The organism is Pseudomonas sp. OIL-1, from assembly GCF_010669185.1.
In the GTDB taxonomy this organism is placed as follows: domain Bacteria; phylum Pseudomonadota; class Gammaproteobacteria; order Pseudomonadales; family Pseudomonadaceae; genus Halopseudomonas; species Halopseudomonas profundi.
The window spans coordinates 584,879-608,591 of record NZ_CP048629.1; the positions used below are offsets into that span (position 1 = coordinate 584,879).

The following is a 23,713-nucleotide window of genomic DNA, read 5'->3' on the forward strand; positions in this document are numbered from 1 at the left end:
GGAATACGATAAAACGTTCGTTCCAAAAAGCCTCCTAAAAAGACGAAAATCATATGAATAAAAACATCAGCCGCACGTTGATTGCCTCGTCGATATTTTTTGCCGTTCACTCCGAAGCGGTATCAGCACAAGAACGTATTGCATCTGGCTTCGTAGATGGAAGCAACCTATCGGTGCTGAACCGAAATTTCTATTTTAATCGAGACGACCGTCATGGTCAGTTCAGTCCGAAAGGGACAGGATATTCTGAAGCGTGGGCGCACGGCGTAATAGCTAATTTCGAGTCTGGGTTTACCGAAGGTACCGTTGGTTTTGGCTTGGACGCTTTTGCAATGCTGGGCCTGAAGCTTGATACTGGCGACGGACGAAACGGCGCACGCAGCACCTTTGACGTTCTTCCCACCGACAGTCAAGGCGAAGCTGAGGATGAGTACACAAAGTTCGGCGCGGCGGCAAAATTAAGTGCTTTTGACACGGTCGTTAAAGTCGGCGACGTGTTTCCGACGACCCCTGTAGTCCATTATGGAGATTCCCGGCTACTTCCTGAAAGCTTCCGAGGCGTTACGCTCGTCAATACTCATATTGACGGGTTGACTGTGCAAGGCGGTCGACTCACTGGCATGAGCCAACCAACCAGCAGCAGTATGCATGATGATTTCGCGACATTTTACGCAGGTCCTGTCGACTCCCCATGGGTGGCTTATTTCGGAGGGGACTATATCCTCAATCCCGCATTAGGGTTCAACCTATACACAAGCCGCCTTAAAGACGCCTGGGATCAAACGTATGTTGGTATTTCCAGTGAGCTGCCGGTTTCTGAACGGCTTTCGCTGTTTGGCGGCATAAATTATTACGACGCCCGCGATGAAGGAAAAAAGCTACTTGGAGAATTTAGCAACCAGATATGGAGCGCTAAAGTCGGAATCGCGACTGGTGCCCACAGTATCGCGGTGTCCCACCAGCGCAACCACGGAGATGACGATTTCGATTATCTGCGGCAATCCGATGCAATCTTTCTCGATAACGCATCCCAGTATAATGATTTCAACGCACCAAAAGAACGGTCGTGGATGCTTCGTTATGATCTGGATGTGACTGAGTATGGCGTGCCAGGACTTTCATTTATGACCCGTTATGCCAAAGGAAGCGAGGCCGACTATTCAAATGCTAACGCGGTATATATGAGACGGGATGCTGGTGGCGACCCGCTTACTGACCAGAAGCGTTGGGAGAGAGACATCGAAGCCCAATACATAGTGCAGTCCGGAAAATTCCATGGCCTGTCTTTTAGAGTGCGCCAGGCTACTGCACGTGCAACTGCTTTTGAGTCGGATCTAGATGAAGTCAGGATTATTATAGAATACCCGCTTGATATTATCTGATCTGACTTGATATGGGCGCCCAGGGGCGCCTTTCGTTTTCAATGGCCAATCGTTTTCGCGTCGCCACATTCTCCCGATGTAGATTCCACATCTAACGTAACATGATGAATGGAAAAGGTATTTTTGAGCATTTTCTTGACATCATTCTTTATGTCCTCACTTCGGCTCATCAATTGATCCTCAATCACAACGTGGGCCTCAAGTGATGTCCGGTGTTCATCTATGAGCCAGATGTGCAGGTGATGAACGCCACACACCCCTGAAATGGCCAACGACCTTGATATAACCTCCTGGGGATCTATATCTTTTGGTGTGGCAGACATGAGTATGCGTATGGCGCCGCCTATTTCTGTAAACGCTTGCCACAATATATACCCAGCTATCATTAGCGTTATCAGGGGATCTACAAATACCCAGTCATACAAAATTATCAAAGTCCCTGCAATGATGACCGCAACGGACCCCAATGCATCTGACACGTTGTGTAAAAACGCCGCCCGAATGTTCATGCTGGACTTTGATAACGAATAGGTCAACATGGCCGTTATCGTGTCAACCACTAAAGCGACAGCTGCGATAATCACCACCGTCCACCCCTGAACGGGCTGCGGTTCGAAAAAGCGAAAGATCGCTTCGTAAACCAGGTACAGGCCGATCACAATCAAGGTGGTGTAGTTTATAAGCGCTGCAATCATCTCTGCCCGGACGTACCCGAACGTCCACTCTTCGTTGGCTGGGCGCCGAGCTATTCTCCTGGCAACGTAAGCGATAGCCATCGAGATGGCATCGCTCAGGTTGTGGATTGCATCGGCAACCAGCGAGAGGCTCCCTGAAAATATCCCCCCCGCTATTTGCGCCACGGTCAAGACAAGGTTGACGGCTATCGCCCACCAGACGCGTTTATCACCGGCCTGTTCATTATGTAGGTGTTGATGTGCCACGTTGCCTCCTATCACTAATGAAATTTCAGTTTGTATCGGCTGCTTCGCATTTGTGGGCGCGCCCTGCTTTTTTGCCGTGGCGATTTCGACGTTATGTCGTAGCCTCTTCAACAACTTGGTGCTTTTGATCGTTTCGGTGGAACATGGAGTACAGGATAGGCAGGACGAACAATGTCAGAAGTGTCGACGAAATAATTCCGCCTATCACGACCGTAGCTAGCGGTCTTTGGACCTCGGCACCGGTGCCTGTGTTGAGCGCCATTGGTACGAAACCAAGACTTGCCACCAACGCGGTCATCAAGACCGGACGCAGACGAACCAGGGCACCCTCCACAACCGCCGTGACGAGATCGCCCTGCTCCCGCCACAGATCGCGAATGAAGGCCACCATCACCAGACCGTTGAGGACCGCTACGCCGGAAAGTGCGATAAAGCCCACACCGGCCGAGATCGACAGCGGCATGTCCCGCAACCACAACGACAACACCCCGCCAGTCAGCGCAAGCGGTACGCCAGTGAAGATAATCAAGGCGTCTTTCACTGAACCGAACGCCATAATCAGCAGGCCAATGATGATTGCCAGGGTGATGGGTACAACAATGGCGAGACGCGCGCTAGCCGATTGGAGTTGCTCAAAGGTACCGCCGTAATCCAGCCAATAACCATCCGGTAAGTCTACTTCCTGTGCGATGCGTGCCTGTACTTCCTCGACGAAGCCACCCAGGTCACGATCCCGCACATTGGCGGTTACCACCACTCGGCGTTTTCCGTTTTCCCGGCTGATCTGGTTGGGCGCTGGGGCTATTTCCAATTCGGCGACTTCCGACAGCGGCACATAGCCGCCATCCGGCAAGGGAATGGGCAGAAAGGCCAAGCTGTCGATGTCACGTCTGACTGTTTCCGGCAGGCGTACCACCAACTCAAAGCGACGATCACCCTCGTAGATCAATCCGACGTTTTCACCACCGATACCGGTCGCCACCAGTGTTTGCACATCTTCAACGTTCAGACCGTAGCGCGATAGCACCATGCGTTTCGGATGAACCGACAGCATGGGCAGTCCTGTGACCTGTTCAACCTGAATATCCGCCGCACCCTCGACGGTTTCGAGCACTTCCTGAACTTCCAGTGCCGAGGCCAGCAATTGATCCATGTCATCGCCAAACACCTTGATCCCGAGATCGGCCCGTACTCCGGAGATCAGTTCGTTGAAGCGCATTTCGATAGGCTGGGTGAACTCGTAGTTGTTGCCCGGGAGCTGGATCACGGCTTCCTCCATTTCCGCCACCAGATCGTCCTTGGTTTTGTCGGGATTCGGCCATTGATCGCGAGACTTGAGGATGACAAAGTTATCCGCCACGCTGGGCGGCATGGGGTCGGTGGCCACTTCTGGCGTGCCGATCTTGGCGAACACCTTGTCCACTTCCGGGAACGCCTTCAGTCGCTGTTCCAGCTGCGACTGCATCTCGATGGATTGCTCCAGTCCCGTGCCTGGAATGCGCAGAGCGTGCAGAGCGACATCCCCCTCATCTAGTTGTGGAATGAATTCCGAGCCCAAAGTGGTCGCAAGCCATATACAAACCACGAGGAGTGCCGTTGCCGCCCCTAACACCAGCCAGCGAAACTTCATGGCGAGCAGCAAGGCCGGCTTGTACAGCGATTTGGCGCCGCTGATCACAGGGCTTTCTTTTTCGCTAATCTTGCCCCCCATAAATACCGCCACGGCGGCCGGCACCACCGTTAGCGACAGCACCATGGCCGCCAGCAGCGCCATCACCACAGTCGCCGCCATAGGGTGGAACATCTTCCCCTCGACGCCAGTAAGGGCAAAAATTGGAAGATACACCACGGTAATGATGGCGACACCGAACAGGCTCGGACGGATGACCTCGTTGGTAGCTTCGAACACCAGTTGAAGCCTTTCTCCTAAGGGCAGCTCGCTATTATGCTGGGCTTGAGACAGGCGCCGGATGCAATTCTCAACGATAATTACTGCGCCATCGACGATCAGGCCGAAGTCCAACGCACCCAGGCTCATCAAGTTCGCCGATACGCCCGTTTGCACCATGCCAGTGATGGTGGCGAGCATGGACAAGGGAATTACCAGTGCAGTAATCAAGGCGGCGCGCAGATTGCCTAGCAACAGAAACAGCACCACGATCACCAGCAGCGCCCCTTCGAGCAGGTTTTTTTCCACCGTGGCGATGGCCTTGTCTACCAGCGTTGTACGATCGTACACCGCCTCCACCTTGACTCCGTCGGGCAGCGAGGGCTGGATGGCCTCCAGCTTTTCGGCCACCGCCTGTGCGACGGTGCGAGAGTTTTCTCCCACTAGCATCATGGCCGTGCCCATCACCGTTTCCTTGCCGTCGCGGGTAGCGGCTCCGGTGCGCAATTCCTTGCCGATGGCCACCTCGGCCACATCACTGACTCTCACCGGCGCACCGTGGCGATTGGCAATCACGACTTGCTCGATTTCGGCGATAGAGGCCAACTGCCCCGGCGAGCGCACCAACAGCTGTTGCCCGTTGCGTTCGATATAGCCCGCACCGCGATTGGTGTTGTTAGCTCGCAGTGCCTCCGCCAGTTCATCCATGGTGACGCCAAATTGCAGCAACTGCTGTGGCGAGGGCGTGACGTGGTATTGCTTGTCATAGCCGCCGATGGTGTTGATCTCGATCACCCCAGGCACTTGCGCCAGTTGGGGCTTAATAATCCAATCTTGAATTTCCCGCAGCGCCGTGGCGTCCAGGGGGCTGCCATCCGCCTGGGTGGCGCCGGGCAGCGCCTCCACGGTGTACATCAAGATCTCGCCAAGGCCGGTCGCGATGGGGCCCATTTCTGGTTCCAGGTCTGGTGGCAGAGCATTCTTGATGGAGCCAAGGCGCTCATTGATCAGGTTACGGGCAAAGTAAAGGTCAGTGCCCTCCTCGAATACCACCGTCACCTGGGACAAGCCATAGCGGGATATTGAGCGGGTAAAGGACAGATCGGGCAATCCGTACAGGGCCGTTTCCACCGGGAAGGTGATGCGCTGCTCCGCTTCCAGCGGTGAATACCCTGGTGCCTCGGTATTGATCTGTACTTGGACGTTGGTGATATCCGGCACCGCGTCGATGGGCAGGCGCTGAAAGCTCCATAGACCAATACCGACCAGCACGAGAATGAGGGATAAGGTTAAAAACCGCCGCTCTACCGAGAAGCGTAAGATGGCATTGATCATCATAGCCTCCTGGTTTAGTGGTCGTGGGACGCGCCGGATTTTTCAAGATCCGCCTTAATTAAATAACTGTTTTCCACCACATAACGATCACCCACCTGCAGCCCGTCAAGCACTTCGGTCGAGGTGCCATCGCTGAGGCCGAGTTCGAGCGGCCGGATCTCGTAAGTGTCATCAACCTGGACAAACACTACCGTCCAGTCGCGGAAGGACTGCAGTGCGCGATTGTCCACTGCTAACGGCACGTCAAGGCGTTCTACAACGATATTTCCTGCCACAAGCAGGCCGGGACTCAGCGCATCGTCAGTGTTCTCCACCTCAACACGAGCCATGGTATAGGGGGCATTATCTGAGGAGGGCAGCAGGTGGTCGACGGTAGCTTGTCGATCAACTCCCTCGGCCTTCAAATGGACTTTTTGGTCGACCGCCAGCTTGTTGCGCTGGCCCGGAAATATCTGCAAATCTGCCCACAAGGTGGTTAAATCGGTGATGGCCAATAAGGGCTGCTCGCCGGTAATTTCGCCAACACTGATCGTGCGCTCGCTCACTACGCCGTCAATGGGCGAGCGCAGATCATATGTTCTGAGGCTTTCATTGGATTCCACCTGTGCCAACCTATCGCCTTTGGCAACACGGTCACCCAAGCGAACATCGACTCTGGTAATGACGCCGGGAAAGCGGGCGTGCACTCGCGCCATCTGTTCCGGCGCGGTGGTCAGTCGCCCATAAGCGGTCAGTGTTCGCTCGATTGTGCCCGGGCCAGCCTGGGCTATACGGATTCCCGCTTTTTCAGCAATGTCAGCTGCAATGCGGGTACGACCTTCATGGGATTCCCACTGCCACTGGTATTGTTTACCGTTCAGGGCAAGCGTTACTTCCACATCAAAGGAATGAGGCTCGGTCACTTCGCCAGCGCCCTGCCAGTAGTCTCCCTGGAAGGCAAAGTTAAAGTTATCCACTTGTCCACCGAGGCGAGTGAGCTGGACATCCAGGTCAGCATCACCGGTAACGGGCGTTCCGTCCGTTGTCACCCAAGCGCGATATTCAGGGGGGACCCCTTGCTCGAAAATCTGCAACTCCACGGTGACACCATCCTGCTGTAGTAACACGCCGCCATGTGGTCCTTTGGTCTCGGGCGCGTCGTGCTCGGCTTCTTGGTGATCGTCATGGTCATCGTGCTGGTCTTCCGCAGCATGTAAAGGGCTGATGGCCAGACAGGTAACCACTAATATGCAGTAGAGTGTTTTTTTTAATTGCATGGTTCAATAATCCTGTATTCGTTGATTAGCCCAAATGCAGTCGGCGCTCTCAACGCAGCTATAGCGGCCGTGTTTTTGTATAAGTTGATCATTTGGCTTCCAGCGGCTGACCTGTAAGCTGTTCGATCAGTGCCTGGTTCAACAATATCGATGACGCCGTTTCGATGAGCGAGAGGCGGGCAGATAGAAGATCAGCCTGAGCGGCGTTCCATTCCAGATAACTGTACCGGCCTCTTTCATAACCTTCTCGTGTTAAACGCAGGGCCTCAGTTAAATCAGGAATCATCTGTTTGTTCATGACCCGAAATGCTTCGAGATACTGTTTTCGTGTTTGGTAAGCTTCAAATAGTTGCGCACGCAGCCTGAGCAACGCATTATCTTTTCGATACAGTACTTGCTCCTGTGCGGCTAACGCAGACCGTACTTGTCCACGGTTTCGTTTACCTGAGAAAAGTGGGATCGATGCGCTGGCGACCACGGAGAAATCATTTGTTGCCTCCATACGGCGGGCGCCGACTGCCCAGCGAATATCGCTATCAGCCTGGCTTTGAGCCATTTGAACCTCTGCCTCTCGAACCCGCTGTTCGTTAGCGAACACTTCGATGTTCGGATTGTTCGCTATACGTTCGAATAGACTCTCGAAGCTGCCGGTGGCTTCGAATCGAAACAAATCGCCGTCTAGACGCGAGTAATCTGGTGTCATCTCTCCCCAGCTTGCTGCGAGATTCGCTTTTTGAACCTCGTAATTCGCCGTGAGATTTGCCTGCTCAATCCGGGATTCCGCAAGCGCAGCTTTCGCCCGGAAAACGTCCGCTTCAGATGTCGCGCCTTGCTGTGCGCGCCGCGCTACCGTTCCATAACTTGCTTCGGATATGTCAACGGCGTCAGCTGCGACGCGAATCTTTTCCTGAATAGCTAACGTAGAGATGAATGTCTGAGTGACTCTTCCGAGCAGATCCAGTACATCGGCCCGCCGTTCTGCTTCAACCAAATCATACTCGGCGTCGACAATGCCGATGCGGGCTTGGCGTTTCCCACCCATTTCCAGAACGGATGATAACGAGAGCGTGTATTCGGCAGTGTCGATCCCTTGCTCTCCACTCCCCACAATATCTTCTGCTTCCAGGCCCAACTCGTAAGCGGGTGGCTGGTCAGCGGTCATACGACTTCCGTCCAGCGCTCGGATACGAAGGTCGAAGATCGGCAGATCCGGATTGCGGGCAATGGCGTGAGATATAGCTTCGTCCAATGACAAAGAATTATCAGTCTGGGCATGCGCTGACGGGATTACTAGCCAAGCGATTATGATAGCGAAACACCATAATCCACACTGTTTGGATTTTTTTGGTTGGGCATCATCTGGTTCATCAAACATGCGTATTCTCCAAACTAGGTTGTCTCGGTTAGGACTGATTGTTTCGTTCCGGAGTAGAGCTTCTGAACCACAACTGGAATGTGGTAGGACCCGCGGTGTCCGATTGTACAGTTACACTGCCTTGATGAATCTGCATGATCGAACGGACAATGGAGAGACCCAGCCCTGTCCCTCCTTCGTCACGTGAGCGCCCGCTATCCACGCGATAAAATCGCTTGAATATCGCTTCAGTGTGCTCTTCGGGTATACCGGGGCCATCATTTGTCACAGACAACACGATAGATTGACCTTGGCTCGTGATGAGGGTTGGGATGTTGCTGCGGGGGGACGCATGTCTGATGGCATTCGATAATAAGTTCGATATAGCTCGTTGTACCATTAACCTGTCGCCCACGATAACGCCGTCTCCTTGGACCGTCAGCGATATTCCCTTTTCTTCAGCCATAATATTAAACAGGTCGACTATCTGCTCAGCCTCCCTTCTTAGCGATATCTGATCTGCCAGATCAGCTGAATCCGACTGAAGAGCTTGCGAAAGGTAAAGCATGTCTGAAACAATCCGAGATATTCTGCCAAGCTCTTCTACACATGATTCCAGCGTTTCTTTGTATTCTGAGGATGATCTGTCTCGAGAAAGAGCCACCTGCGCTTTACCCATTAGATTAGTAATTGGAGATCGCAATTCATGGGCCAGATCATCCGAAAAATCAGAAAGTTGTTGCACGCCGCCCTCAAGCCTTCCCAACATGAAGTTTACGCTGTCTGCTAGCTCTTTAAGCTCCACGGGCAGACCAGAGGTTGTTATTCTTCCATCAAGATCATTTGTGGTAACGATGGAAGTCAGTTCTCTGAAGTTACTCAGTGGAGCCATTCCTCGTCGGGCAATCCACGAGGACCCGAACCCAATTAATACAAGGAACAGCGGCACCGCTAATATGGTTGAATTGAGGTATGCACCAAGCAATTCGGAATCATCGGAACGATCACTGAAGAGTACCAGCAGAAAACTCTCATTGCTCCCAGCGATGCGCACAGTGCTAGATTTTACCAGCGCCTTAATGCCGAGATGAGTGAACCGATTTTTATATGTATCAAGTTCGGCGGTACAAGCACTGCCAGTTAACAACTCTCTTGGCACCGAGCCAATCGTAAAAGTTAGTTTATTCAGCCTTTGAGCATCGCATACCAGCAGGCCTAGATCAGGGTGACCGGACACTAAGTCGCCCAGCGGGTGTGAGATAGTATCTTTAACAAGCGACGGGTTTGACTCTGATATGACATGTTCTATTTGATTTAACTTTTGTTCTAACCTGGACTCCGCAATTATTCCCAGCTGATTGCGCAGCGTCATCCAGGATTGACTGAATATCAAAATAACGAGAATTGATCCCATAATACCTACAGACAATCCGATTCGCAGCGACAAACTCAAAGGCTTGGTCATCCGCGATCCTCAAGAACATACCCTACCCCACGCAGGGTGTGGATTAGCTTCCTGTCAAAGGGTTCGTCTATTTTGGCGCGCAACCTTCGGACAGAGACGTCAACTACGTTAGTATCACAATCGAAGTTAATGTCCCATATTAACGAAATTATTTGAGTCCTGGTCATAACGACACCGGCATTTCGCATGAGTAACTGTAACAAGGAGAACTCCTTGACAGTCAGACCGATGCGCTGCCCTGCTCGGTATGCACGATGTCTAGCGGGATCAACCTCAAGGTCCGCCACTTTCAGAGAGCCGGTTTCAGTCAGTTTCTCACTTCGCCTTAGAAGCGATCTAATTCTTGCCAGCAATTCAGGGAATTCGAAGGGCTTAACCAGATAATCATCTGCACCAAGGTCCAACCCTTTCACCTTGTTCGACAGCCTGCCGCTAGCAGTTAACATCATTACTCGCGCATCGCTAGTGCGGCGAATATCCTCCAATATCGACCAACCGTCCATGCCAGGCAAATTTACGTCCAGTATTACTAAAGCATACTGCTGGTTTTTGAACAGGTGTATTCCATCCGTTCCCGTTAAAGCGTAGTCAACTGTGTAACCAGATTCGCTTAGACCTTGTTGCAAATATTCGGCTGTCTTCAATTCGTCTTCGATGATCAAGACTCGCATCGTTGCACCTTTTTGGCCTTTCATTTTCGTGTTCTGATGCGTGGGCGTTGCTAGTTGTAAAAAAAGGCGCCCAAAGGCGCCTAAAACATCTCTTGTTGAAGGAGTAACTACCCAAGAGATGAAACTGAAGTTATCTATTTTCCGGATCTGATTTTTTTGTCGTTTTCAAGAATAAATCATCATTATTCAGGATACGCTGCTTACGCTCTTTTACTTCATTCCCCTTACGCTCATCAAGAGGCAGACCATATCCGTGACGATCGGCAAGCATCGTCCTCAATTTCAAGCTTCCATCTTCTGCCTGTACTGCTGTGCCGGCTCCAATCAGGACGAAAGCCATGCTAAATACGGTCATCATTTTGCGATATGTCATAGCGCCCTCGGCTTGGCATTGGTTATGAATTCCATGCCGCTATTATGCAGTTCAAGTCTGACGAGAGGATTAGCCTTAAATGACAATCTTGTCATTTAAGGCTAATGGCTACGTTTTTTTTCCGAATGAGCTCCCCGAGGCGCGATCCCCCCTTCTGCCGAAGCTTTGTTTAGCAGATTGAGACGCACTGACTTCATCTGTCGCCATGATGAATAAGACCGCAGCGACATCACCGCCTTGTGCATTGATCACCGTCGTTCTCTGTCTTCGCATCCGTCGAACCCGTCCCACAGCAACCGCCTAACTGGTCAGCGCGACCGCGCCACTGTGGCCAAGCATCCCGCCCGACCTGCACGGAAGAGTGCAAGTACAGAAGCGCGAGTCCCACCCCAACGATCAGGTCCGGCCACCGCGACTGGGTCAGCATAACTAGCCCGGCCGCGCCTAGCACGCTTAGGTTGGCGATAACATCGTTTCGCGAGCACAACCAAGTCGAGCTCATATTAATGTCGTCGCTGCGGTGGCTATAGAGCAACGCCAGGCAGCTCAGGTTGGCGGCGAGCGCAATAAGACCGATCAGACCCATCCAGCCCGCCTCCGGCACCACGCCGAGGAAACTCTTACGGATGGCTTCACCGATAATTAAGATGCTGAATAGTAAAAGAAAGCCACTTTTGAAAAGGGCAGCCCCCGCCCGGGCGCGAGTGCCACGGTGCAGCACGAAAAGCGAGATGGCATAAACCAGGGTATCGCCGAACATGTCTAGCGAATCGCCGAGCAAGGCGGTCGAGTTCACGACCCAGCCGGCCGTAAACTCGACAACGAACATAACAGCGTTTATGGCAAGCACGATGTAGAGCACCCGGCTCTGCTTCTCACGCAGTTTGGCAAGCTCACTGCCCTTGCTGTCGCAGCAATCATCCATTGTCAAACCCTCTTCCAAGATAACGTTCGATGTTAGAATGCAGGTTATAGTGACTATAAGGTCAAGCGGCATGACAACGGAACGGAGCAGTTCGACACACTACACGGTCGGTCAGCTGGCGAAGGCCACCGACACAAAGGCCGTAACGGTCCGGTACTACGAGGGCTTGGGGTTATTGCCTCCGGCCGGCCGCTCCGCCGCCGGCTACCGTCTCTACACGGATAAGGAGCACGATCGTCTGCTCTTCATCCGGCGTAGCCGTGCACTCGGTTTCAGTCTCAATGATATTCGTGTGCTTCTCGGGTTTGCTGACCGGCGCGAAGCTTCCTGTGCGGCACTCGATGCCAAGGTGCAAGAGCAGCTCGAACAGGTTCGGATGCGTCTTCGTGATCTGCATGCGATGGAGCGTGAACTTCAACGCTTAAGCGCGTGCTGCGAAGGCGGTGTCATCAATGACTGTAGAATTGTTGAATCTTTATCCGGGCGCGCCCAAGGCGCCACTCCACTCTTTATCACGCCTTGAGCGCCAAAATGCGCCGGGCACCGTTGAGGACGATAAGACCCACAATCGTGCCTATAACCAGATCCGGGTAGCTGGAGCCCGTCCAGGCGACCAATGCACCTGCGGTGATGACGCCCAGATTGATCAGCACGTCATTGGCTGAAAATATCCAGCTGGCCTTCATATGCACGCCGCCCTCACGATGCTTGAATATCAGCAACAGGCAAACGGTGTTGGCGATTAATGCAATGAAGGCAGCGATCATCATGATCAGGGACTCAGGTTCACTGCCAACCAGGAAACGGCGCATTACCTCTATCAACACGCCAAGGGCCAAGACCAGCTGGAGCACGCCAGCAACATGAGCGGCGCGTGTTTGCAACCGCAAACTGCGGCCTACGGCATAGAGGGCAAGACCATAGACGGCTGCGTCGGCAAACATGTCCAGCGAGTCAGCAATCAGCCCAGTAGACTGGGCGATCAAGCCTGCGGTCATTTCGGCTACGAACATGATCGCATTGATGCCGAGCAACCAGCGTAGAGTGCCGGACTCTTGAGCGTCCGAGGATGCAGAGGATATGGCAGCCGTGACCGTCCCTGTGTCGGCAGTGCTCGTTTCCTGGAGAGATGCACCCAGCCCCAGGGTCGTCAGTTTTGCCGTTATGGGCTCAACCTCCCCATCGTGCACGACCGTCAATCGTCGATTCGACAAATCAAAGGAGAGCGCTCGAATGTTATGAAAACTATTCAGCGCCAAGCGGATCATTCGTTCTTCCGAGGGGCAGTCCATCTTCGGCACGGCAAAGACGCTAACTGACGCATCGCCGGACATCAGCGTATCGGGGTCAGTTGCAGACGTCGCATCACCACCACACGAGTCACCACGATCTTTTCCCACGGTACGCCTCCAGTTCGAGCAGAAATAGAATTGTGATAGTTAAAACCATGTAGTAACTATAAGGTCAAGGGAGCGGGATTATCAGTTGAGATTTGGAGTAAGCGCGATGCGTATTGGTCAGTTAGCGGAGGCAGCGGGTATCGACACCCAAACAATTCGTTTCTACGAGCGGCAGGGCCTGCTTGAACCGCCAAGTCGGCAGGAAAATGGTTACCGTATCTATACCGAGCGACATGCCAAACGGCTCGCTTTCATTCGTCGCTGCCGAATCCTGAACCTGTCACTGGCAGAGATTCATGACCTCCAAAGCTATAAGGACGATCCTCACCAGCCTTGTGCAGCGGTGAACACGATGCTCGATGACCACATTGTTCATGTGCGATCGCAGATAACTGCTCTACATGAACTTGAGAGACAGCTTGTTGCACTGAGAGGGCGTTGCTCGGATAAGCGCGAAGCAACCGATTGTGGGATCTTGGCGGGAATCGGTGAAGGAAGCGAACCGGCTGACAATTGTCAACGCAATTAAAGTAGATAGGATTGATTATTTAGTCGGTATATTATTGTTTTATATAGGTTTACAAAAATTGGCCTGCACATTGACATAGAGAACGATATGGGAAAAGAGCCGGGGATGGGAATCCCGCCGGAACAGATGCCTCAATCCGGGTTACTAGATGACCGGAGAGCGCGACCTCGCCGATGATAACTGCCTGGTTCATAGCAATCCCTATACTGTTCATTCATACAGTATAGGACGGCAATGCCTCTCGGTTCTAGGGTTGTCGTCCTGCAAACGATGGATTGCTACTGATAGGGCCTTCAGCGCACCCTAGAAACGGAAAAGCCCGGCATAGAGCCGGGCTGTAATGCTGACTGGACGCTTAGAAGGCGTATGTGAGGCCTACACGAACAAGCGGATAATACTGAAGCCTGTCCAACTGGTCCTCGACGTCACGCTCTTCGTTTCGCGCTGCCTCGTTGAGTCTGTTGCGGATAAAGGGGCTCGCATTGTCGGCCCCTGAAGCCCGTACGGTCGCATCCGGACGCCCCAGGAACATCACACCGAGGTCCGCATTCACTGACAAGGCGCTGCCCTTGAAGGTGTTGCCATAGCCCACACCCAGGTACGGAGCGATCCGCCTAACCTCAACCTCAGCGTCTACCTGCCCAACTGTATCGGCTGTGAAGACGTATCCGCCGATCTCAACCAGTCCGTTTACGTTCGGATTTCCGCTACCAGTGAAGTCATTGTTATTGAACATCACACCACCTGTAAGGCGGAATCCTGAATCGAATGGGAAGTAATCTACCAGCGCTTCGACACTGCTCATTTTTAGGTCGAAATCATAATCGTAGTAATCAACAGTGGCGTCGTCACTATAGTCGAGGTGATTTGCCATTGCGCGGAGATTAATACGATCATTGAGTTTGTAGGTAGCACCTATGCCTACACCAGTACTACCGCCGTAGACGCCCAGCGCGATATTGTTCTCAGCGAGTGCGGTATTTGATGCTGCGATGGCTGAAATGATGGTAAGTGCTAAAGCGCATTTTTTCATGTGTCATGCTCCATATGGACAGTTGCTTTGATATACATATACAACTGTCGCATATAAATCACAGAACCCAACGCTATAAATCACGTAATTTCGGCTTTTTATCGCTTTACTGGAAGCTATTGGTTAGGCTGTACATATAACCAAAAGCACTCAAGACGATTCCCGCTAACGCGACCAATAACTCTATAACATCTATTTTATTCAGTCTCTTATTTTCAGAATGTACTGTTTCTCTGGTGGCCAAGTACCATGCTGTAAGTAACATACCTGCGAATGTACATATAGCACCAACGCCTTTAACGTCGTCTTTATTAAATGCGTATATTGCACCACCGATAGCGAAGGGCACAGCAATCCAGAAAAAGTGCCTCACAACCAAACGGCCAAATTCCAACAAAGACCCATCTGTGTTTCCATTATCCACGGATTTCGTCATGCTCCTCCCTCTGCTCAGTTGATTATCGTTTGATAGGGCCAAGCAGGCTTGCGGCCGACATTGCCTGCGCTGATTCACGCTCAATTACCTGCAGCGCCTTTGCGGCGTCATCGGACATGCCGCTGTCGACTAGGTTGGCCAGGATGGTTAGGCCTCCAAGCATCCAGAACGCCGATGAAATCGCTTCGTTACGCTCGGGCGCTTCTGGGCGCACAAGCGACATGCGCAGCTCCTGGAGCTGGTATTTCGCCTGCTCGACGATCGTCTCTTCTAGCTTTGTCATGCTGCTTCTCTCTGCCCTTGTTAATGACCGTCCCGAATGAGGCCCAGCCGTTGATGTTGTGAGCCCGCTCGGCGGCTTGCTCTCTCTTGCATAGATGGAGGTTAATATCGTTTTTTACAAACCCAAGGCCATCAGGCGTTATGGATTGCTCACCCTCCAGCGCCCCGGGTTACATGCGTTAATCGCCGCGCTCAGCGGCTTAGTGATTGTTACTGGATACTCTGTTATAGGCTGCAACCTGTGCATTATTTCTGAGGAAAAGAAACGTCCCTGAAGCGCATCGCACTGCACACAGCCGTTCGAGATGTACGATCCAGCCTCTGTTTTGCTGAATCGCTGCTGAACCTGCCCTACCTTCCAGGGGTGCAGGGAATCAGGGATCAGCTCGGGCAGTATGTGCTCAGGTATCTCGTCTATCCTGAAATAGGCCACATCCCCGCTTTCCTGGCTGGGACATAGCTCGATGTGATCAAGCAGGTTGGTCCACTCGCTACACTTCCAGCACTTCACGAAAGCACCCGACAACTTTGCCGTCGCGGTCGTGTCTGGCTGGATGCAGCGAACCAAAACCTCTGCTTGAGCGCAGCCCGTAGCAGTTTTGGCACGCTGATGGTTTCTTCCCCCGCCTGCCGCCAGTAGAGGAACTAACTAACGGGAAATTTTGACGAAATAGCGATGCTTATATGCCCCCGGAGGCTAGCCTGCCTGGTCCTTGTGCCACAACTTTCCGCTGCATCTAAAAGTAACGATAAAATACGTTATCGTTTTTAGAAGATTGCCTACCGCACCACCCAATGCGGGTTTCAAGGCTTAAAGATGAATCCGTTCGATTTCATCAAGGCTGATTTCGTCTCGGCGTCGGTCGTACAGTTGTGTGGTGCGCGTTGACGCATGATTGGCCATAGCAGCAGCGTTTTCCAAGGTGCCCCCGTTCTTTAGATAAGCCGTGATTCCTGTTGCCCTAAAGGTGTGATTGCCTATCCGTGTCTGAATCCCGGCCGCCTGTGCACGTCGACGTACCATAGCGTGGGCATTGGCCTGGGGCAGCGTATGGGAGCTCAGTTGCCCGGTGCCGCGGCCGATGGTGCGAAACAACGGCCCTTTCGGATCGTTTTCAATCCCTGTCTCTATTAGGTACGCGTGCAAATACTCCTCCAATGAGTGGTGACAGGGCATGGCATGTTGCTTTCCCCCTTTTTCCCGCAGCCGTATCCACAGCCTCCGATTTTGTGTGTAGACATCCTCGACCTTCATGCCCAGTGCCGCGCCAATACGCGCAAACGAAAACACCATCAGGGCGATCAAGGCTCGATCACGAAGGCCTGCCGGCGTGCTGACATCAATGCTGTCCAGCAGCTGTCTGGCTTCAGATGGATCGAGCACCGGGGTTTTACCTGTGCGGGAAGTATGACGAGGCCCGCGCACCGATGAGGCTGGGTTATGGGGCACAACCTGGCCTACCACCAGCCAGTCAAACAGATGTCGGAGAGCGGCCAGCCGCTGTTTCACCGAGGGGGCGGCCAGCGTTTGCAACTGTAATTCTATCCAGGCCGACACATGCAGCGGGGCCACCGACGCAAGGCTGGATACGCCGCCCTCGGCGCACCAGGCTAGGAAGTCAGCGGTCGCACGGGCATACGCTCTCCGGGTATTAGCATTGCGGATATTAGCCGCGAAGAACTCAAGGAAGCACATGCTGGCCTGCTCGCCGGCGTGACTGACTAGCACTGGAACATTTGTCGAGAGGTTGGAAGACAGCACCAGACGGCTCATGGCAGATCGATCCCCAGCCTTTCCTTGATCAGCTGCTTACCAACCGACTTGCCTAACTCAAAAATCAACCCAAGACTGGCCACTCCTGCTTTCTCAGCGCCTGCTTTGGTACGTCGCCACACCTCGCCATCCCGCACGGTATCGAGAAATTCATGACCCTTGTAGGTCAGCCGCTTGGCTTTCCACACGGCAAATACATCAGCCAAGACGGAAGCATCCTGACCTACAAGTAATCCCGCTTCATGCAGCAACAGAACATGGTAGGAAATCTCTTGATCTGTGCGGTTTTCCAGCGAGAGCGTAATACTTTCACCGGGGCTGCTCGCTTCAACGGCCAGCAATATTTCGCGCACCAAGTCTTTGTCGAGTTTCATCTCAGGTACCCAAACATATATGTGATAAAGGACATTATCACATATATGAGCGCTGAAGCATCTTTAGATGCACGACTAGGTTTAAAGTTGAATTTTGTATTGATTCATATGTTAAATCATGAAATGATGCTTGTAGCTAACCAAAAGGAGCATCGCATGAACGACATCATTTCGCTGATCGAAAATTCCAAGAAATCCAAAAAAGAGCTGGTCGCGTCCACTGTGAGAATGCCCAAAGAACTGTATTCGTTCATCGAGGGGCTGGCGGACGAAATCGGGATCTCCAAACAGGAGGTCATGCTCAAGTTGTTGGAGAAAGGGGCCGCCATTGCGAAGGAAACCCTAGATGGCGCTGAAAAAACTGAAGCCGAGCTTAAAGAACCTTCAGTCAGCGGGTTTCACGTTCTGAACACGAACAAGGGCAATAACCTTGAAGACCATGAGTGGATGCTGGCAAATGGTGCCGCCGCCGCTTTCTACTCGCCCTGGAAATACAACATCGACCGGATCAAAAAAGATGACGTGGTGTTCTTGTATGAGAATGGCAAAGGCATCGTCGCCTACGGTCGGGGCACCGGAAAAGTTGAGATAGGCGATCACGATGGCGATAAAGACGAAACTCATTATCAGAAGCTGCAGGGCTTCAATGTCTTGGAGCGCCCTCTGCCCGCCGCCGAGCTCAAGAAAATCCTCGAGCGCAACATTGTTTTTCTGAGAACGATGTCAGGGATGCCCGACGGGCAGAAAGTGCTGGATCTGATTGCGGGGTAATATCGAGCCATGATCAAAAAATCCCGTCCAATCAGTGGAATTTTTTGTGGGTAACACCAGGCCCGACAGCGCGAGCTGGCACGTCGCGAGCAACATGTAAGTGTTGCGCGTGCTGGTTCGGCAGGGTGCGCAGGTCTTCGAGCCGGGCCAGGCCTGGGCCATACCGGTTTGTCGCATAACTTAGGATTATTGCGACGTTACACTGAGAACAAAGGTTGAACCTGCTCATTCATTTCAAGCAAACTCTGCATCACGACAGACGCTTCTTCATCGTTCGCGCCTGACAGAATGATTGCGCGCTCGCAGGCAGTAGTCCAATCGTGGTAGCTAATCCCGTTAGATGGGTCTTCTGCAGAGTAGACTGCTACCCGAGCGAAGATGGCGGCTGCGGCCATATACTTACATTTCACGAGGCGATTCTTTAAGGCGTACGTCGCGTACGCTCTATTAGAATCATTTCCCGCAATCTGGCGCATAAGAAGGCTTTTTTGCTTCTCAATATGGCCTTGATCAACGAGCTCGATGATGACGCGGTTTTTTGCAAGAATTACCTTTATTCCCTCAAACATATCGTTCTTCCTTAAAAAAGCGGCATAGCAGCATTAGCGTAACGATCAAGGCGGCCTGTTCGCGATTTGGGTGCCAATCCTGAGAGCAGTATTTTTATCTGAACACAGCCCGTTACCATCTCAATTTACCATAAACCTCGTTGGGCGTAGTGATAGCATTGTGCTTCTGGGTTCCGTTACGATCCCACGTTTATTTTCCAAGCAAAGGATTTCCATGCCAACGCTGGCTACCATATCGAAGAATAAACCTGCCTGGATTGCCAATGAGGGGCACTGGCGAATGCTTCAGGTGCTGCGCTTCTTCTTATCCGGCGCGGTGGCTTTAGTTGGCTTCGGTTTGTTAGTCGCCTTTGCTTTGGACCACAGGGACTACAGCTATTTGATCGTGGCAGCTTTCTTTTTCGGTACGGCTGTGACTACTCATTGGGGTATTTATGCAGCTGCCTGGGCGCTGTGCTGGGTGCGCGAGGGGTTTTCGCAGACCAAGGAAAATCCTTGAAGGTCATATATCTTTAAAGTTGAGGGAGGAAAAGATGTCCAGATTTGATAGGGATTCGGTACGGTTGCTTGCAGCAAAAACTGGTCTGGAGATAGTGGAATGGGCTAAATCCGGTGGAAATCCGCACCAGAAAGCATTGGATAAGCAGGACGAGCTAGAAGCGTTAACAACCGACTGGCCAGAAGAAGAACGACTTGGATTTCAGAGTATGTTTGATCAAGAGATGGAAGCCTGGAACGAGCAACAAGAGAATAAAAACGTAGCTGCTCTCGTCGAACAAAATGATTTCATCAATGTTTGGGGGGCGGTTGTAGGCATAAGCATCGGACTTATTTTGCTGATCATCATGTTTTCTGCGAGCAAAGGTTAGTCGCCTGCGGTATGCCCTCATCTACCCCGGTGCCTAGGTCAATCATCGCGGGATCACCAATCCTGCCTACCCTGGCTCCCAGTTCAAGGGTAAGCCGGCAGAGCCGGTCGCGTTGGGAGCCTTGAACCAGAGACTAGGCCTTGCATTGGCTACTTGCAGCGACAACTACCCAGACACCGGGGACACCTGCCGTGCTGATGCATCGTAGAGGCATATTTTTCCCTGCGTTAGCTGTACTGCCTATTTAAGCCTTGGATCAAACTCGAAATTCACTTCCGTGCTTGTTGCGACGATCAGCTCGAAAGCAGGATGAGCTGGATTGAGGAGAATGTTTTTTTCCTGAACTATGACAGTGCTCGGAACGACCAGGGCAACGCCATCCCCCGATACCAACCAACCATCACCTATTGCAGCCGTTTCACTGGGAGCCGGGTCAGCTTGCCAGTTGGAGGGAAGGTCAGATTTAGCCAGGGAGCGAACATGCTCGACGGGGATCTTGACGGAGAACAGGACGTAGGCTGCGAGAAGATCAGATGACTGTAGATGTACCAGCACCTCAAGGGTAGCGAGTGAGATGCTGGACGACAGGTATACACACCGTTGGCCTTTGCTGTTCCAGCGTCCACCGTGTCGACGGGCTCCCTCTCCATCGAATGCCGTGCTTGCCCACTTCTTTTTGACGATCCGAAAGTACTCGATGCTCTCGTCCGTCACGCAATGACCCCGTGCTCAAGCCGGCCTATCAGATCCAGAACAGCCTCAGCTTCAACATTGGTTCCGAGCATGTCCATCGGCGCTTTGCCGCCCAGTCCCTTTACCGGCGCGTTCATCCATTGACGTGCCGCTTCCTTGTCGCCTTCAAAGAGATTCACCGCGGCTTCAAGGACTTCGGCAAACATCACAATCTTGTCGCTTTCCAGCGTATTAAATCGTCCTGATTTGGTGCGCCGATGGATAGTCGTGCCCGATATAAGCAGTACTTTTGAGAGCCTCTTTATGTCGAGACCTCCTGCGTCGGCAAGTCTCTCGTAAACGACATAGCTGACTCCTTCCCTCACGGCGCTATGTAACTTTTCGCCCCGGCTAGGAAGCCCTATCTTCTCCCACAACGACTCAGTCTTGGACCTTTGGGGTTTGTAGGTCTTGATGTGAACGGTCTCCATATTCCCACCATCTGGTATTCTTGAAATATCCAATTGAATTGTGAGTCTACTGCCTTCCGAAGTCAAATAAACTGACACGATGGCATCATTTTAGCCGTACCTTCCCGTTGCAAAGAGTACCACTTCGTATATATTTAATTATATTTCAACTAGTTAACGTTTCCCTGCGTGTGGGAGAGTGTGTGGGTGGGCCGTTCCGATTCGCCATAGACCGCATCAAATATGCGCTCTGCAGGGCTTTGGTATGAGGATGAGCTATCCTCATACGAGGCGTTGAAATTTGCGTCCCCTTCTAGCACACTCATCGTCCTATACCTCCGCACTAGGGCTTATCTCGGTATCGCTCACCCACAACCGCAGCGCAGCTCGCCTTTATGTTTCTCTGACGCTAAGATCCTGCCTTTTGACTTAGTGCTCTCATTGCTGATTCTCAACATACTGTGCCTACGCAGCCGGGTGTGTCGCTAAGCAGCTATCAATTGCCGCAAGGCACCAGGGAAGACGGTACTTTCAGTCTTTTCTGTAATAACAATTGACCGCTACCCAACATCTATTCGATTACGCGCCACTGCTAAGCGACCTGCAATATCGTCTGTCAAAATGAATTAACAAACAAACCCATCAGACTGTCACTGATTAGTATTGAGCAGGTCGAAACCCTTTATCTAACCTCCCGCTGCCATAAAGGCCCTAACGACGAGGGGGCATTTCACTCATATTAGGCGAGACTCCACCGAGCTCTGCTAACCGCTTAGCAGCCTGAACTCTTATAAAAGCTTCCAGAGCCCCATGAAAAATGTCTTCTTGACCCATATCAGGGCCAGCCAACTTCGACGCTTTCGCGTAAAGCGCATCATCAATATTTATCTTAATAAGCATAAAACATCTCCTATTTCGATACAAGGAAGGACTATAAAGCGTTGTCTGCGACAGGAAATTCCATCAGAAACCGCATAGCGACTCACAAACCAAAGCGAATAATAAATTGATCTAGTAACACATTTGATATAAATCGTACAAACAGATTGCCGTGTCTATATCGTTTCTTGTCGCAGATAGCCCCACCGCCACATCAACAACAGTGATGCATAAAACAAGCATTCACTATTCGGCAGGGGTATTTTTTCCCGGACAGATTCGTGAAAGTCGATTTCAGCGTCATACAAAATGGTACTTTTATGTAGATTAAGAGAGGGATCAATCCCTGCGCCTTAACTGTATCAAACCCGCGCCACTGTTTATCAATGTGGCGACCTAGGCGCCAGTCTACAACTCTCTTCACCTTGGCTGATGCTCAAGGGTCAGAGGAGAAAGGGACCATCCCGTCGCGTTCTCATCACGCCCAGCATAGCTGCAAGCCCAGATAGACATCATATGTGGTGCCATCGAGATGCCATCCCCTGAAGCAGCTTCCTCAGTGTCCGGGGCACGCTCGGTCATAAAAGCGCTACCTGTACATCGCGCAGAGCCGAATTCGACTCGAAGGATTCCATGCTCCTTTTTCTGCGACGCGCTTCCGCGACCCGGAAAAACCACATAAGAAACTGCGCTTGGTGGTCATCTCTGATTACCTTACTATTACAGAGATAAGACAATCTCAGTAATAAAAAATTCTCCGGCAGGTTTTTCTTTAGTAAAGCGCCGGAAAAACGAAGCTAAGCCATTGTTCTTGCGAACTTTTTCCGTTGCCCCCTCTTTCTGCGCACCCAAATCAATTTTCTAAACTATAGATTCCGGGGACAGTATAGCCGGAAAAAAATTTGCTAAGCCTTTGTTTCTGCGATAATTTTCCGTGAAAAGAAGCCGGAAAAACTCCGTTTCCGCTGTCCTCTCTCCGAATGGCGCCGGAAAAAGTGAAGGCGCAGGTAATGAGGTGCAAGAGTCTGGTAAGACATCCTCCGGCATGATCACACTCCCGGTTTCGACCTCCTGGGCAAGGCATCTTGAGGAGAGTGTTGCATGCCTAAAGCAAGCGGTGGAGCAGATCCGAGGACAATCCCCTCGACCTAGCGCGTTCGGCGCCATTCAGGAATGTATCTGTCAGCCTTTCACAGGGATCGTCGTGCATAAAGCCCTATCAAAAGCGTTTTTATACCGAAATCCTGTTTAATTCCCAGTTTTTCCGTCAGGAGTCTGCTGGAGAATCTGCGGACAGACTAACCTGGAGCAAACAATGCTAGAACTGGACTTGGAACTAGAAACCTACGAAGAAATGCTGATAGTGCTGGACCGTCAGTTTGAAGAATTAACAGCGGAAGCTAAGCGACTGATGGTTCAGTTTTTAGAAATTGCTGCAGAACGGAAAATCCTGCTCCCGATCGTGATTACGATAAACGAGGATAAGCGATATCGTTCTACGTCAATCCGTTGGAGCAAGACCGTATTGGTGCGCGATGAAAGGGGTTCAAAACGAGTTTTAGCCCGCCCTATGCGTAAAGGGCGAGGGACCCATAGATATCCAGCTTCAGCCTTTGCCTTTCTAGAACCCAAACTTCGATATCAAGTACTCTTATATGAAGAATGGCTGGCCATCATCAGGTATGCTCTATCACGCAACTGTACCGTGCATTCCCATATCAATCACACAAAGAACACTCTTGCCAAACAACTGCCTTTCCTAGACAACTAGGGCAATCTGAAGCTTTAAAACATTACTCGATTTTCTACCCGGATTCAATAATTACTCATTACACTAGAAACGATCGACGGCACTCACATAGCGCCGCCGATCGTTTGTTGTTTACTACTGGACCATAGCTTTTTCCAATAACGGCCATTCGCCAACCGTGCTTACGGATAACTTCTCATTTCAGGGCTTGCCTGACAAATAACCGTTCACCGCAAAGAGCCATAGACGAGCACCAAGAACCGAGTTCGATAGACTCTTATATCGCGGCAAAAACGTAAGATCAGCGCTATCTGG

The 23,713-nt window shown here is 51.8% G+C and carries 25 protein-coding genes; 7 read left to right on the forward strand and 18 right to left on the reverse strand.

All coding sequences use genetic code 11. The features are described 5' to 3' along the window. The first annotated feature begins 53 nt into the window (after window positions 1-53). Window positions 54-1,382: an OprD family porin gene (locus tag G3M63_RS02655; RefSeq protein WP_150302180.1), complete on the forward strand. Its 1,329-nt coding sequence runs from the start codon at window positions 54-56 to the stop codon at window positions 1,380-1,382. 38 nt (window positions 1,383-1,420) lie between these two features. Here G3M63_RS02655 and G3M63_RS02660 read toward each other — a convergent pair whose 3' ends face one another. The 8 genes from G3M63_RS02660 to G3M63_RS02695 all read right to left on the reverse strand — a co-directional run bounded on the left by G3M63_RS02660 (window position 1,421) and on the right by G3M63_RS02695 (window position 11,590). Next, window positions 1,421-2,323, reverse strand: coding sequence for a cation diffusion facilitator family transporter (locus tag G3M63_RS02660; RefSeq protein WP_218573646.1), 903 nt, complete (start codon window positions 2,321-2,323; stop codon window positions 1,421-1,423). 91 nt (window positions 2,324-2,414) lie between these two features. Next, window positions 2,415-5,546 (reverse strand): efflux RND transporter permease subunit, encoded by a 3,132-nt coding sequence (locus tag G3M63_RS02665; protein WP_150302197.1) that lies wholly within the window; start codon window positions 5,544-5,546, stop codon window positions 2,415-2,417. A 14-nt stretch (window positions 5,547-5,560) separates the two neighbouring features. Further along, on the reverse strand, window positions 5,561-6,802 hold the full coding sequence (locus tag G3M63_RS02670; RefSeq protein ID WP_150302181.1) for an efflux RND transporter periplasmic adaptor subunit: 1,242 nt from the start codon (window positions 6,800-6,802) through the stop codon (window positions 5,561-5,563). A gap of 88 nt (window positions 6,803-6,890) precedes the next feature. Continuing rightward, complete coding sequence (locus G3M63_RS02675) at window positions 6,891-8,177, reverse strand: TolC family protein (RefSeq protein ID WP_150302182.1); 1,287 nt, start codon at window positions 8,175-8,177, stop codon at window positions 6,891-6,893. 28 nt (window positions 8,178-8,205) lie between these two features. Beyond that, complete coding sequence (locus tag G3M63_RS02680) at window positions 8,206-9,621, reverse strand: heavy metal sensor histidine kinase (protein ID WP_150302183.1); 1,416 nt, start codon at window positions 9,619-9,621, stop codon at window positions 8,206-8,208. Then, complete coding sequence (locus G3M63_RS02685) at window positions 9,618-10,292, reverse strand: heavy metal response regulator transcription factor (protein ID WP_150302198.1); 675 nt, start codon at window positions 10,290-10,292, stop codon at window positions 9,618-9,620. Before G3M63_RS02685 ends, G3M63_RS02680 begins: the two co-directional genes overlap by 4 nt. A gap of 130 nt (window positions 10,293-10,422) precedes the next feature. Further along, window positions 10,423-10,665 carry a hypothetical protein gene (locus tag G3M63_RS02690; RefSeq protein WP_150302184.1) on the reverse strand — a complete coding sequence of 81 codons (243 nt, stop codon included), beginning with the start codon at window positions 10,663-10,665 and terminating at the stop codon, window positions 10,423-10,425. A 229-nt stretch (window positions 10,666-10,894) separates the two neighbouring features. After that, window positions 10,895-11,590, reverse strand: coding sequence for a cation transporter (locus G3M63_RS02695; RefSeq protein ID WP_150302199.1), 696 nt, complete (start codon window positions 11,588-11,590; stop codon window positions 10,895-10,897). A gap of 70 nt (window positions 11,591-11,660) precedes the next feature. Here G3M63_RS02695 and G3M63_RS02700 point away from each other — a divergent pair, with 70 nt between their 5' ends. Beyond that, entirely contained in the window at window positions 11,661-12,113 is a 453-nt protein-coding gene (locus G3M63_RS02700) for a helix-turn-helix domain-containing protein (RefSeq protein WP_223825122.1), read from the forward strand. Here G3M63_RS02700 and G3M63_RS02705 read toward each other — a convergent pair. Then, window positions 12,103-12,924, reverse strand: coding sequence for a cation transporter (locus tag G3M63_RS02705; RefSeq protein WP_371923568.1), 822 nt, complete (start codon window positions 12,922-12,924; stop codon window positions 12,103-12,105). The two genes, G3M63_RS02700 and G3M63_RS02705, sit on opposite strands and share 11 nt — an antisense overlap. A 172-nt stretch (window positions 12,925-13,096) precedes the next feature. Here G3M63_RS02705 and cadR point away from each other — a divergent pair, with 172 nt between their 5' ends. Beyond that, entirely contained in the window at window positions 13,097-13,519 is a 423-nt protein-coding gene (gene cadR / locus G3M63_RS02710; RefSeq protein WP_150302187.1) for a Cd(II)/Pb(II)-responsive transcriptional regulator, read from the forward strand. 355 nt (window positions 13,520-13,874) lie between these two features. Here cadR and G3M63_RS02715 read toward each other — a convergent pair whose 3' ends face one another. From G3M63_RS02715 to G3M63_RS02735, 5 genes are all read right to left on the reverse strand, one after another. Continuing rightward, window positions 13,875-14,552: a hypothetical protein gene (locus tag G3M63_RS02715; protein ID WP_150302188.1), complete on the reverse strand. Its 678-nt coding sequence runs from the start codon at window positions 14,550-14,552 to the stop codon at window positions 13,875-13,877. Between the two features lie 106 nt (window positions 14,553-14,658). Then, window positions 14,659-14,988 (reverse strand): hypothetical protein, encoded by a 330-nt coding sequence (locus tag G3M63_RS02720; protein WP_150302189.1) that lies wholly within the window; start codon window positions 14,986-14,988, stop codon window positions 14,659-14,661. 22 nt (window positions 14,989-15,010) lie between these two features. Further along, on the reverse strand, window positions 15,011-15,271 hold the full coding sequence (locus tag G3M63_RS02725) for a hypothetical protein (RefSeq protein ID WP_150302190.1): 261 nt from the start codon (window positions 15,269-15,271) through the stop codon (window positions 15,011-15,013). Window positions 15,272-16,081: 810 nt separating this feature from the next. After that, window positions 16,082-17,044 (reverse strand): tyrosine-type recombinase/integrase, encoded by a 963-nt coding sequence (locus G3M63_RS02730; RefSeq protein ID WP_163981811.1) that lies wholly within the window; start codon window positions 17,042-17,044, stop codon window positions 16,082-16,084. After that, window positions 17,041-17,418 carry a DUF2513 domain-containing protein gene (locus G3M63_RS02735; RefSeq protein ID WP_150302191.1) on the reverse strand — a complete coding sequence of 126 codons (378 nt, stop codon included), beginning with the start codon at window positions 17,416-17,418 and terminating at the stop codon, window positions 17,041-17,043. Before G3M63_RS02735 ends, G3M63_RS02730 begins: the two co-directional genes overlap by 4 nt. A 156-nt stretch (window positions 17,419-17,574) precedes the next feature. On the opposite strand from G3M63_RS02735, the gene G3M63_RS02740 reads away from it, so the two are divergent. Continuing rightward, a complete protein-coding gene (locus G3M63_RS02740; RefSeq protein WP_150302192.1) occupies window positions 17,575-18,189 on the forward strand; it encodes a hypothetical protein in 615 nt (204 codons plus the stop codon). Window positions 18,190-18,386: 197 nt separating this feature from the next. Here the strand turns inward: G3M63_RS02740 and G3M63_RS02745 are convergent, their stop codons facing one another. Continuing rightward, window positions 18,387-18,758, reverse strand: coding sequence for a hypothetical protein (locus G3M63_RS02745; RefSeq protein ID WP_163981812.1), 372 nt, complete (start codon window positions 18,756-18,758; stop codon window positions 18,387-18,389). 214 nt (window positions 18,759-18,972) lie between these two features. Here G3M63_RS02745 and G3M63_RS02750 point away from each other — a divergent pair, with 214 nt between their 5' ends. Together G3M63_RS02750 and G3M63_RS02755 are read left to right on the forward strand one after the other, a co-directional pair. Next, window positions 18,973-19,257, forward strand: a complete 285-nt coding sequence (locus G3M63_RS02750) for a hypothetical protein (RefSeq protein ID WP_150302401.1) — start codon at window positions 18,973-18,975, stop codon at window positions 19,255-19,257. A 34-nt stretch (window positions 19,258-19,291) separates the two neighbouring features. After that, window positions 19,292-19,627, forward strand: coding sequence for a hypothetical protein (locus G3M63_RS02755; protein WP_150302400.1), 336 nt, complete (start codon window positions 19,292-19,294; stop codon window positions 19,625-19,627). A 240-nt stretch (window positions 19,628-19,867) separates the two neighbouring features. Here the strand turns inward: G3M63_RS02755 and G3M63_RS02760 are convergent, their stop codons facing one another. The 3 genes from G3M63_RS02760 to G3M63_RS02770 all read right to left on the reverse strand — a co-directional run bounded on the left by G3M63_RS02760 (window position 19,868) and on the right by G3M63_RS02770 (window position 21,669). Next, entirely contained in the window at window positions 19,868-20,341 is a 474-nt protein-coding gene (locus tag G3M63_RS02760; protein WP_223825135.1) for an RES family NAD+ phosphorylase, read from the reverse strand. Continuing rightward, window positions 20,338-20,790, reverse strand: a complete 453-nt coding sequence (locus G3M63_RS02765; protein WP_150302399.1) for an antitoxin Xre/MbcA/ParS toxin-binding domain-containing protein — start codon at window positions 20,788-20,790, stop codon at window positions 20,338-20,340. Before G3M63_RS02765 ends, G3M63_RS02760 begins: the two co-directional genes overlap by 4 nt. A 690-nt stretch (window positions 20,791-21,480) precedes the next feature. Beyond that, entirely contained in the window at window positions 21,481-21,669 is a 189-nt protein-coding gene (locus tag G3M63_RS02770) for a type II toxin-antitoxin system VapB family antitoxin (RefSeq protein ID WP_150302398.1), read from the reverse strand. A gap of 1,294 nt (window positions 21,670-22,963) precedes the next feature. On the opposite strand from G3M63_RS02770, the gene mobI reads away from it, so the two are divergent. Next, entirely contained in the window at window positions 22,964-23,419 is a 456-nt protein-coding gene (mobI, locus tag G3M63_RS02775; protein WP_150302397.1) for a conjugative transfer protein MobI(A/C), read from the forward strand. The last annotated feature ends 294 nt before the right edge of the window (window positions 23,420-23,713 follow it).

Coding starts and splice junctions, on each gene's coding strand:
- G3M63_RS02655 (WP_150302180.1), top strand. CDS start 54: ATGAATAAAAACATCAGCCGCACGTTGATTGCCTCGTCGATATTTTTT.
- G3M63_RS02665 (WP_150302197.1), bottom strand. CDS start 5,546: ATGATCAATGCCATCTTACGCTTCTCGGTAGAGCGGCGGTTTTTAACC.
- G3M63_RS02670 (WP_150302181.1), bottom strand. CDS start 6,802: ATGCAATTAAAAAAAACACTCTACTGCATATTAGTGGTTACCTGTCTG.
- G3M63_RS02675 (WP_150302182.1), bottom strand. CDS start 8,177: ATGTTTGATGAACCAGATGATGCCCAACCAAAAAAATCCAAACAGTGT.
- G3M63_RS02680 (WP_150302183.1), bottom strand. CDS start 9,621: ATGACCAAGCCTTTGAGTTTGTCGCTGCGAATCGGATTGTCTGTAGGT.
- G3M63_RS02685 (WP_150302198.1), bottom strand. CDS start 10,292: ATGCGAGTCTTGATCATCGAAGACGAATTGAAGACAGCCGAATATTTG.
- G3M63_RS02690 (WP_150302184.1), bottom strand. CDS start 10,665: ATGACATATCGCAAAATGATGACCGTATTTAGCATGGCTTTCGTCCTG.
- G3M63_RS02695 (WP_150302199.1), bottom strand. CDS start 11,590: ATGGATGATTGCTGCGACAGCAAGGGCAGTGAGCTTGCCAAACTGCGT.
- G3M63_RS02700 (WP_223825122.1), top strand. CDS start 11,661: ATGACAACGGAACGGAGCAGTTCGACACACTACACGGTCGGTCAGCTG.
- G3M63_RS02705 (WP_371923568.1), bottom strand. CDS start 12,924: ATGTCCGGCGATGCGTCAGTTAGCGTCTTTGCCGTGCCGAAGATGGAC.
- cadR (WP_150302187.1), top strand. CDS start 13,097: ATGCGTATTGGTCAGTTAGCGGAGGCAGCGGGTATCGACACCCAAACA.
- G3M63_RS02715 (WP_150302188.1), bottom strand. CDS start 14,552: ATGAAAAAATGCGCTTTAGCACTTACCATCATTTCAGCCATCGCAGCA.
- G3M63_RS02720 (WP_150302189.1), bottom strand. CDS start 14,988: ATGACGAAATCCGTGGATAATGGAAACACAGATGGGTCTTTGTTGGAA.
- G3M63_RS02725 (WP_150302190.1), bottom strand. CDS start 15,271: ATGACAAAGCTAGAAGAGACGATCGTCGAGCAGGCGAAATACCAGCTC.
- G3M63_RS02730 (WP_163981811.1), bottom strand. CDS start 17,044: ATGAGCCGTCTGGTGCTGTCTTCCAACCTCTCGACAAATGTTCCAGTG.
- G3M63_RS02735 (WP_150302191.1), bottom strand. CDS start 17,418: ATGAAACTCGACAAAGACTTGGTGCGCGAAATATTGCTGGCCGTTGAA.
- G3M63_RS02740 (WP_150302192.1), top strand. CDS start 17,575: ATGAACGACATCATTTCGCTGATCGAAAATTCCAAGAAATCCAAAAAA.
- G3M63_RS02745 (WP_163981812.1), bottom strand. CDS start 18,758: ATGTTTGAGGGAATAAAGGTAATTCTTGCAAAAAACCGCGTCATCATC.
- G3M63_RS02750 (WP_150302401.1), top strand. CDS start 18,973: ATGCCAACGCTGGCTACCATATCGAAGAATAAACCTGCCTGGATTGCC.
- G3M63_RS02755 (WP_150302400.1), top strand. CDS start 19,292: ATGTCCAGATTTGATAGGGATTCGGTACGGTTGCTTGCAGCAAAAACT.
- G3M63_RS02765 (WP_150302399.1), bottom strand. CDS start 20,790: ATGGAGACCGTTCACATCAAGACCTACAAACCCCAAAGGTCCAAGACT.
- G3M63_RS02770 (WP_150302398.1), bottom strand. CDS start 21,669: ATGCTTATTAAGATAAATATTGATGATGCGCTTTACGCGAAAGCGTCG.
- mobI (WP_150302397.1), top strand. CDS start 22,964: ATGCTAGAACTGGACTTGGAACTAGAAACCTACGAAGAAATGCTGATA.